The sequence below is a fragment of the Ilyobacter sp. genome, assembly GCF_041583315.1.
Lineage (GTDB): Bacteria > Fusobacteriota > Fusobacteriia > Fusobacteriales > Fusobacteriaceae > Ilyobacter.
In genome coordinates, this window is the sequence record NZ_JBFHGC010000030.1 from 1 (window position 1) to 10,127 (window position 10,127).

Sequence of the window (10,127 nt, forward strand, 5' to 3'; positions counted from 1 at the left end):
CGGTTCGATCCCGGTTAGCTCCACCAAAATATGCCTAGATAGCTCAGTTGGCTAGAGCACTCGGTTCATACCCGAGCGGTCGGTGGTTCGAATCCACTTCTAGGCACCATCGATATTCAAGCACCTTTAAGGGTGTTTTTTTTTATTTTTGATTATTTGATAACAGAAAATTGACTTTACAGATAACATGTGATATTCTTTCGTGAGGATAAAATACATATAATACAGTATTAAAGTGTAAATTGATATTTTGTTTTCAGGCAGAATCTGAAAAATCATGAAATTTTTTGATCTGAGTATATAAAAAAAACCTGTAAACAGGCACTTTTAAAAAAAGGCCAGTTACAGGTTTTAGTTCAGTATAAAATATTAGAAATTAAGTGGTGCAAGCTCAGGAGATATTCTGGATTTATCCACTTCCAAGAAAATGTTGTTATCGGTGATTTCTTTTATTTTTCCTTTGATTATTTTTTGATACCCGTCGAAAGTTTCAAAGATTACCACTTCTTTTTCTTTCTTGAAATCTGTAATATTTTGCATAAACTGTATTGTTTTATCTGCACTCTCTAAAATTAGTGTATACATATTAATTCCCCCTTGCTTAACCGTTAAAGGTTAACTAAATAACATAAATGATTTATTAACAGGCCGATTTTTTTTAAAATAGTTGAGTAACTTTTTTCAATGCTTTGGATTGATTTGATAAATGTTTTTCTGCATCTGTATTTATATAGTGAATATTACCAGGAAAAAATATTTTTGTCAACAGTTTATAATATAAATGCAAAAAAATAATTAAATAAAAAATATATATAATAAGGTCCGATTTTTTTTTACAAAAAATACTTTTTTAAAATAAAGATTGCCCTTGAATAAATATTAGGGTATTATAATGTAATAAGGGACACTATGCTTGTAAAAGTGACATAAAAAGTATAAAGTACTGAAAAATAAGGTTTGTAGTATGGTAGGGGATGCATTATGAAAAATAAAAAAGGGATAATTATCTTTATTATGCTTCTGATGGTGATTCTTATACTGTATAGAGGCGGGGTTTTCAGATATATCAGTCTTGAAAATATAAAGGGTCTAAAAATATGGATAAAAAGCTTTGGATTTTTAGGACCGTTGATTTATATCCTTCTTTATATAGTAGCCTGCATATTCTTTTTACCAGGACTCCCTATTACGGTTTTGGGAGGAATAGTCTTCGGACCATTAATGGGTACTATATATACGGTTATAGGAGCCGGACTGGGTTTATCATCTGCATTTCTTGTGGCCAGGTATGTTTTCAGGGAATCTATTGAGAGGAAATTTTCAGATTCTCAGATTTTCCAAAAGATAGACCAAGGAGTGAAACAACAAGGATGGAGAATCATCATGATTACCAGACTTGTGCCTATTTTCCCTTTTAATGTACAAAACTATATATATGGACTGACTGGAATTAGTTTTTTACAGTATTCTATTCTTTCGACGATATTTATAATACCCGGAACAGCGGCATATACTCTGAGTGCAGGGGCTATAGCAAGCGGAGAAGTGATCTCAACTAAGAATTTGACTTATCTTGGTGTAGCTGCTTTGTGTTTTATATTTATATCTCTTGTTCCTAAACTTCTGAAAAACAAAAATAAAGGGTGACTTTTTAATTATTATAAATATAAAGAATAAAAAGGAGAAATTGCGATGCTGAATATTTTTAAAAGAAAATCTACAGGATTTAAGACAATCTCTGTAGAAGAAGCCAAAGAACTTATGAAGGTAAAAAAGGATATGGTTATTCTTGACGTAAGAACCGAAAAAGAACATGAATTTGAGGGAAACATAGACAATTCTATTTTAATAGATTTTTTTAAGATAATTCATTTTAAGAAAGAGGTGGAAAAACTAGATAAAGAGAAACCTTATTTGGTGTTTTGTGCAATAGGTGGAAGAAGTAAGGCAGCAGCGGCAGTTATGGTTAAAATGGGATTCAGTGAGATATATGACATGGCTGGAGGAATCAAAGCCTGGCAGAAAGAGAATTCTGATAAATCCAATAATGGGTAAATTGTGACTGGAATTGTGAAAAGATTATAGTTTTATAATCTCACAAGACAAAAAATAGAACTGTTTTACACAATCATACTTTTGTGGTATTAAAGATAATCTTTTAATATAGCCTTATCGATAAAGCTTTTTTGTTTCAAGATTTTTATAATTTTTGAACGGAAAAGCTATTCATAGGCTTTAAATAGATAAATTATTAACAAGGACAAAAAATAATAAAGCGGGAGGTAAAAAATGAAAAAACTAGCAGTTTCAATAATGATGGTGGTACTTTATGCAGTTTCGGTGGCGGGAGGTCTCATAACTCCGGAAAAACTGAATAAGATCAAAAACAAAAAAGATGTAGTGGTATTGGACTACAGATGGGATAAAACTCCTGAAAAAACTATACCAGGGGCTATGGTTGTTCTGAATGAAAACTTTTCAAGAGAAATAAACGGAGTCAAAGGAATGGTTCTTCCAAAGGAAGAGTTTGAAGTTGTCATGTCAAACCTTGGAATAAAGAACACAGATACAGTTGTAATTGTAGATGACCAGGGGATGATGAATGCCTCAAGATTATGGTGGATATTAAACCTTTATGGTCATAAGGGAGATGTATTTATAGTAGACGGTCAGATCATGGCATGGGAAAAGGCTGGACTTCCTATGGCAGCACCTAGTAAACCTATGAAGACTGCGAAGTATGTGGCCAAAGATGCAAATCCGAAGCTTGTTGCAACTCTGAAAGAGGTAGAAGAGTCAATCGATGACAGCAAAATGGTGGTAGTCGATACAAGATCTAAGCTTGAGAGAATAAAAGGACATATACCAAACTCTGTATTTATCGAGTGGAAGGATAATATCACTCAAGACGGAAAATATAAATCTAAAGCTGAACTCAGAAAACTTTACAGTGATGCAGGAATAACTAAAGACCTTAAGGCTATAATTCCTCATTGTAAATCTGCAGTAAGAGCTACTCAGACTATGTTTGCTCTCGTGGAAATTCTCGGATATGACAATGTTAAAAATTATGACGGATCTTGGCTCGAGTATGAAGCAGCAGGAACACCTGTAAAATACGGGATGTAGCACAACAGGACTGTAGAATGTTTTAGGAGGATAAAAATGGGTGTATTACCAAAAGAAGTTATGGAAAATATGAAGGACATTGTAGACAACTGTATGGGTGACTCAAACCCAGCATGTCAGTCCTCGTGTCCTATGCACACAGATATAAAAGAGTATGTAAGACTTGTAGGAGAAGGAGACGGAAAGGGTGCTATAGGTGTAATCAGACAAAAATTGTTTTTGCCTAAAACTCTAGGTAGAGTCTGTGCCCATCCTTGCGAAGCTGGATGCAGAAGAGGAGATGAAGACAAGCCAATCTCTGTGGCCAATATAAAAAGGTATGCTGCTGATAATTTTGACAATCCTATAAACTGGGATCTGAAAAAAAAGTCTGCCACTGGTAAAAAAGTTGCTGTTATAGGGGCAGGACCTGCAGGAGCCCAGGCAGCTATAGATCTTTCTAAAAACGGTCATGAAGTTACTATCTATGATAAGCTTCCAGTACTGGGTGGAATGATGAGAGTCGGGATTCCTGCATACAGACTTCCGAGACAGATTATAGATGAAGAATATTCTATTCTTGAGATGCTTGGAGTAAAGATTTCTTTGGGAGTGGAAATAGGTGTAGATATAGATTTTGATACCTTGAAAAATGAAAATGATGCTGTGATAATAGCTGTAGGAAGACAGGCCGGAAGAATCGACAAGAGTCTTAAAAACCACAATGCTATAGGGGTCTATAGTGCAGCAGAATATCTGAAGGAGATATCTCTCACAGGAGAGTCTAAGGGCGCCGGGAAAAGAATAGCTGTAATAGGCGGAGGAGATGTGGCAATGGATTGTGCCAGATCATCTCTCAGGATTCCAGGAGTAGAAAAAGTATACTCTGTGTGTCTAGAGCCTAGCTATGAAGAGATGACATCGTCCATTCATGAAGTAAAGGGTGCCATAGCAGAGGGAGTAAACTTTAACCTGGCTATGGGGACAAATGAAATCTTAACTGACGACGCAGGAAGAGTAAAGGCGTTGGAGATCAAAGAGTGCATATCGATCTTTGATTCTAAAGGTAATTTTAATCCTAAATGTAATGAAGACAATAAAAAAATGTTAGATGTGGATACAGTGGTCTTTGCCATAGGTCAAGGTGTAGATGCAGGTTTTGATAAAAAAGAAAGCGTTATTAAAAGAAAAAACGGAACATTTGAAACAGATGAGCTTACAATGCAATCTGTAACTGACGAAAAAGTATTCGTAGCAGGAGACTGTGCTTCGGCTGTTATTGTTATAGATGCAATGGCAGAGGGAAGAAGGGCGGCTATTTCTGCAGACAGATTCATGAGAGGGGAAGACCTAAGGTCCGGGAGAAATATGGAAGAAGAGGGAGCGTACAAAACAAAGCTCGACCTTCCTACTGAATATCTTCCAGAAGGCTGGGATTCCGCTGAGAAGATAGAAAGAGTAACAGCAGGTGAACTAGATCCTATGGAAAGGATAAAGTCTTTTAATGAGACTGAGTTTACTTATACAAAGGAGCAGGCAGAAAGAGAGGCAAACAGATGTCTACAGTGCACATGTAAATTGTGTATGAAAGAGTGCATCATGCTAAACGACTTTACAGACTGTCCTAAAACTCTTTTTGAAGAGTATCTGGAAAAAGGGTATGCCGCCATGGATCCTAAAATAAGCTACTCTTGTAATGCATGTTCACAATGCACCCTCAAATGTCCAAAGGACTTTGATATGCAAGGGGCCTTTATGGGAATGAGACCGGAATACATAAAAGATAACGGTGGAAAATCTCCGATGAAGGGACATCAGGCTATAGAGGTACATCAATATTTAGGATATTCAAAATTCTTTAATACATCAAACAAGGCTCCAGCTGAAAAGAAAACAAAGTATGTATTTTTCCCTGGATGTTCCCTGCCGTCTTACAATCCTGAAGCAGTGGGGAATGTATTAGGGCATCTTCAAGATAAACTTGAAGGGGGAGTAGGTTCTGTTCTTAAGTGTTGTGGGAAACCGACTAAAGCTTTGGGACAGAAGGAGAAATTTAAGGAGAGATTTGGTGAGGTTCAGGCTGAGATTGATAAACTGGGAGCGGATACAGTAATAGTAGCATGTCAGTCTTGTCTGGCAGTGTTCTCAGAATATCTGAAACAGGATGTAGTTTCTCTATGGACTTTGCTCCCTGAGATTGGTCTTCCAGACGACAAGTATGGCATAGGAGAGGAATCGGATGTTGTGTTTAACATTCATGACTCATGCTCAGCACGTGAGAGGCACGACCTTCACGACGGAATAAGATGGATTGTAGACAAGATGGGCTACAAGGTGGAAGAGCTTGAAAACTCCAGAGAGAAGACCAGATGTTGCGGTTTTGGAGGAATGGTGGTTCCTGCAAATCCAGATGTAGCAGGAAGAGTGATGAAAAGAAGAGCTGAAGAAACTACTACAGGCCATATGATATCCTATTGTGCTGCTTGCAGAGAATCTATGGAGAACGGAGGAACAGACTCTCTCCACATATTGGACTTGTTATTTGGAGATACTTATACAACAAAAAAAATCATTCCTAGAAATATGGGGCCTGTAAAGCAGTGGATGAACAGATATAAGTCAAAACAGGAACTAAATAAAAAAAGTAAATAATATAACGCCATGCAATTTACTGTATTTAAATGGAGGTTCAAATGAAAAAACTACTTGTTTCTGTAATGTTTTTATTAATGTTTGTAATGGGGGCAGCAGCTGAAAGTTCTACAGCGACTAAGAATTATGAGCAGTATTCAAATCCTAAACTGCTTATCAGTCCGGAAAAAGCCAGTGAGATGTTGGCCACGGATAAAAATATAGTTGTTCTGGATATAAGGAAAGAGGAAGATTATAATAAGGGGCATATACCGGGATCACATCAGATCTGGAGACCTTCTTTTTCCGCAGACAAAGGCGAATATGAGTACGGAGGGATGAGGGCCTCAAGGGTAAAGATGGCCGAAATGCTTGGAAGCTATGGAATAACAGCTGACACACATGTTATTCTTGTTAGTGCAAAGGCGGAGTATGATGCAGCCAGATTATGGTGGATCATGGATATGTACGGTCATGAAAATATAACTCTCATAGACGGAGGTATAGATGGCTGGAAAAATGCAGGACTGCCAATGCCAACAGAGGCCTCTCCGAAGCCTGAAGCTGTAAAGTATGAGTTTCCAAAGGCGGAAAACACATCTAAGTTTGCAAGTATAGAGGATGTAAAAAAAGCTATAGGAAACAAGGATGTTGTTATAATAGATACAAGAACAGATTTTGAGCATGATGGACTGGCTCAGTATAAAGGGGCTTTTGCAAAGGGAAGAATTCCAAGCCAGTATTATGTTCCTTGGGATAAAATGGTAAATAAGGACAAAAGCTTTAAATCTAAAGAGGAGATGGAAGCTATCCTGGCAGAAAACGGAATCACGAAGGATAAGCAGATAATCTCTTACTGTCAATCAGGAGTAAGGTCAGCTCACATGACTTTTGTACTAAGCCAATTATTGGGATGGGACAATGTAAAGAACTATGATGGTTCTTGGATCGAGTGGTCTTATAACGCAGTGAAGGGAAATGTAGAGCTTGAAAAAACGAGTCTTTTTAAAGTTTTTTTCAGCTATGTAAAATCAAGGGAAAAAATGGAAATGGTAATCGGGAGCCTGGGAGCATGGGCTCCTGCAGCCTACATAACTATGTATGCGCTGATAACAATTACCTGTATATCTGTTCTGCCTATAACTCTTGTAGGTGGTCTGGTATTCGGAGGAGTAAAAGGGGTTCTCTACACTGCAATAGGAGCATCTCTTGGACTTTCGCTGGCTTTCCTGATTGCTAGATATATTGCAAGGAAACCTATAGAGTCCAAGTTTGGGCAATCGGATGTATTTAAGAAGATAAATGAAGGGGTTAAGAATGACGGTTGGTTTATCCTGGCAACAACAAGACTGATTCCTGTATTTCCATTTGGAATACAAAATTATGTTTATGGTCTGACATCAATTAATTTTATTCAGTATTCATTGCTGTCGACATTATTTATTCTTCCGGGAACTACGGTTTTTGTTCTTTTGGCAGGTGCAGTGGCATCTGGAGACAAGGCAACGGCAATAAAAATGTCTCTCACAGCATCGCTGATCTTCTTTGCACTAACTGTTGTAACCAAAATAATATCTAAAAAGTCCAAAACTTCTGTAAAGTCAGCATAATTAAAAGCCCTCTACGGAGGGCTTTTACATTGGATAAAAATCAACTGTATGATATAAAAAGGTGTGTTGCCAATAATTTTTGAATAGGTTATACTTTCTGTGGGTAAAAAGTTTTTATGTAAGAACTATACGATTTATAATTTTAAATGCTGAAATGGATTGTAAATTTTATAAAAAAAAAATTGAAGAAAATTTTCATAGGGTAATACAGATAGAAAGAGATGACTCGTTTGCTAATGAGCAATGCATGAGATATAATCAATATTAAGACCTTGATAAAGATATTAAATATTAAAAAATTCAAATATCTGAAAAGTAAGGAAATTGAATTTTTTAATAAAAAATATTGTAAAAAGGTGCCGATGATAAAGTGAACTGGGGGAATATGAATGAAGAAATTTTTTTATTTGATTTTAATCCTTGTGGTGGCAGCCTGCGGTAAAAAAGAGCAAAGCCATACGGGACTCAACTACAACTGGGAAGAGGTGACAAAAAACTCCCATGGGACAGAGGTAAACATATATATGTGGGGAGGCTCTGCAGAGATAAATAAGTTCATGGATATTTTTGTAGCGAATTCTCTCAAGGAGAAAAATAATATAACTCTGAACAGGGTACCAATCACAGATATCAAAGACACTGTAAACAAACTCATAGTGGAAAAGCGAGCCGGGAAAAAAGACGGAAGTGTGGACATAATCTGGATCAACGGAGAGAATTTTAAGATCCTGAAAGAAAGTGGTGTTCTGTGGGGAGATTTTGTGAAAAATCTTCCTGTAAAAGAAAAGATTAAAGAAGCCACCATGGTAAGTGATTTTGGAGAGTCTGTAGACGGACTGGAAGCACCTTGGGGAGAAGCACAATTTAATTTTATATACCATAGTTCCAAGGGCTCTGTTCCTTTTACAGATCATGAAACTCTCAAAGAGTATGTGAAATCCAATCCAGGTATTTTTACATATCCGGCTATTCCGGACTTTACCGGAAGTGCCTTCATAAGGAATATAGTTATAGATATACTGGGAGAGGAAAAGGCTCAGGAGATGACCAACGTGGAGTTTGAAGCAGCTCTTGAAAAAGTATGGAGTTATCTCGATGAAATTGAACCTTATTTATGGAGAAAAGGGAAGACCTATCCTGAAAGCCAGGGTAAGCTTGATATTCTCTACTCTAATAAGGAGATAGATGTGACTATGAGCTATGTTATTAACAATGTGACCACCAAAATTGCAGCTGGGGAATTTTCTGAAGACAGCAGAAGTTTTCTTCTGGAAAGAGGAACTTTGTTTAACAATCACTACTTAAGCATACCTGCAAACTCTAAAAATAAAGCCGGGGCGGTATATGTGGTGAATTACTTACTATCTGAGGAAGCACAACTTGCAAAACAAGATCCTAAAAACTGGGGAGATTCTACAATTCTTGATATGAATAGGTTATCTCAAGAAGAGAGGATGAATTTTGAACTACTGGAACAATCAGAGGCAATTCCGACACTTGAAGAGAGGGGTTTAAAAAGGGTGAGAGAACTTTCTCCGGAAAAGTTGGAAATAATCGAAGAAGGATGGCTGGAGAAGATTGGAAAGAATTAAAAAATATATTTATCTGATGCCCGTAATGTTATTTATATCTCTGTTTTTTATCTATGGATTTGTCTATGGATTCTTACAGAGTTTCGGGCTAAATAAAATAATAGGGAAATCCCAGTTTACACTGGGATATTACAGGGAAGTTTTGAGCAGTGAAAGTTTTTTAGATTCACTGATTTTTACATCAAAGATGGCTCTCTGCTCCTCTTTGCTCTCACTTGTGGTCTCGATATCACTGCTCTTTTTTCTCTACATGAATCTAAAGAGCGGATATTTCAAAGGAAACTATCTAAAAAAGATAATAGAAAGTCCACTCCTTGTACCTTATCTTGTGGCATCATACCTGATACTGATACTTTTTTTACAGCATGGATTCATCAGCCGTTTCTTAGTGGCTACAGGAATGATGGAAAGCTACAGGGAGTTTCCGGTCGTGACAAATGACGAAAAGGGTATAGGGATAATGCTTGCCTATCTCTGGAAAACCTGTCCCTTTATAGTGATGATGTCTTTTCCGGTGCTTCAGAGGATAAATAAAAAATGGGATGCTGTGGCTCATATTTTTGGCGTGGGAAGGATAAGATTTTTTTTTGTGGTGGTGCTTCCTTTGATGGGACCTTCTCTTATCATGAGTTTTTTTATTATAATAGCTTACATGTTTACTGCATTTGAAGCTCCCTATATACTTGGAGTAACATATCCAAAGGCTTTGGCTGTGATGGCTTATGATATGTATTCTAAAGGAAACCTTGCTGACAGGCCAAATCTTATGGTTATAAACATGTTTATATCTGCCATAAGCATAGCAGGGGGAATATTGGTATACTGGCTTTATAAATTCACCATAGGTAAAAATCAAAGGGCGTGGGACTAGATGAGAAGAGTGTCTATGAAAATACTGGGAATTATCATAATGATATGTTTTATTCTTCCCTTTGTGGCTCTTGTATATGAAAGTCTAAACCTTGATTCATGGGTATATATAATCAGTGACAGGAAAACTTACGATGCTTCAGTTACAACCATTGTGACGGCTATGATTGCCCTTTTTCTGAATATTATTTTGGGTACTCCGGCGGCCAGTGTGCTGGCAAGAAAGGATTTTAAAGGGAAAAAAATTATTCAGGGTCTTGTGTTTCTCCCTTTGATAATCCCTTCTTTTGTAACTAGTATGGGGGTGTATTTTACC

Annotated in this window: 8 protein-coding genes, 1 tRNA gene and 1 pseudogene; 9 read left to right on the forward strand and 1 reads right to left on the reverse strand. The window is 36.9% G+C overall.

All coding sequences use genetic code 11. The annotated features are described in order from the left end of the window. The first annotated feature begins 32 nt into the window (after positions 1-32). A tRNA-Met gene (locus ABZA26_RS02130) sits at positions 33-109 on the forward strand. A gap of 260 nt (positions 110-369) precedes the next feature. Here ABZA26_RS02130 and ABZA26_RS02135 read toward each other — a convergent pair. After that, positions 370-585: a hypothetical protein gene (locus tag ABZA26_RS02135; RefSeq protein ID WP_372712877.1), complete on the reverse strand. Its 216-nt coding sequence runs from the start codon at positions 583-585 to the stop codon at positions 370-372. Positions 586-981: 396 nt separating this feature from the next. Between ABZA26_RS02135 and ABZA26_RS02140 the strand changes: the two genes are divergently transcribed. The 8 genes and pseudogenes from ABZA26_RS02140 to ABZA26_RS02175 all read left to right on the forward strand — a co-directional run. Beyond that, positions 982-1,647 (forward strand): TVP38/TMEM64 family protein, encoded by a 666-nt coding sequence (locus ABZA26_RS02140; protein ID WP_372712878.1) that lies wholly within the window; start codon positions 982-984, stop codon positions 1,645-1,647. A 45-nt stretch (positions 1,648-1,692) separates the two neighbouring features. Beyond that, complete coding sequence (locus ABZA26_RS02145; RefSeq protein ID WP_372712879.1) at positions 1,693-2,055, forward strand: rhodanese-like domain-containing protein; 363 nt, start codon at positions 1,693-1,695, stop codon at positions 2,053-2,055. Positions 2,056-2,289: 234 nt separating this feature from the next. Further along, positions 2,290-3,129 carry a sulfurtransferase gene (locus tag ABZA26_RS02150; RefSeq protein WP_372712880.1) on the forward strand — a complete coding sequence of 280 codons (840 nt, stop codon included), beginning with the start codon at positions 2,290-2,292 and terminating at the stop codon, positions 3,127-3,129. A gap of 36 nt (positions 3,130-3,165) precedes the next feature. Beyond that, complete coding sequence (locus ABZA26_RS02155; RefSeq protein WP_372712881.1) at positions 3,166-5,760, forward strand: FAD-dependent oxidoreductase; 2,595 nt, start codon at positions 3,166-3,168, stop codon at positions 5,758-5,760. 41 nt (positions 5,761-5,801) lie between these two features. Next, positions 5,802-7,349, forward strand: coding sequence for a rhodanese-like domain-containing protein (locus ABZA26_RS02160; protein ID WP_372712882.1), 1,548 nt, complete (start codon positions 5,802-5,804; stop codon positions 7,347-7,349). 389 nt (positions 7,350-7,738) lie between these two features. After that, positions 7,739-8,941, forward strand: a complete 1,203-nt coding sequence (locus tag ABZA26_RS02165) for an ABC transporter substrate-binding protein (protein ID WP_372712883.1) — start codon at positions 7,739-7,741, stop codon at positions 8,939-8,941. Then, on the forward strand, positions 8,928-9,812 hold the full coding sequence (locus tag ABZA26_RS02170; protein ID WP_372712884.1) for an ABC transporter permease: 885 nt from the start codon (positions 8,928-8,930) through the stop codon (positions 9,810-9,812). Before ABZA26_RS02165 ends, ABZA26_RS02170 begins: the two co-directional genes overlap by 14 nt. After that, a pseudogene (locus ABZA26_RS02175) lies at positions 9,813-10,127 on the forward strand (ABC transporter permease); the annotation flags it as partial.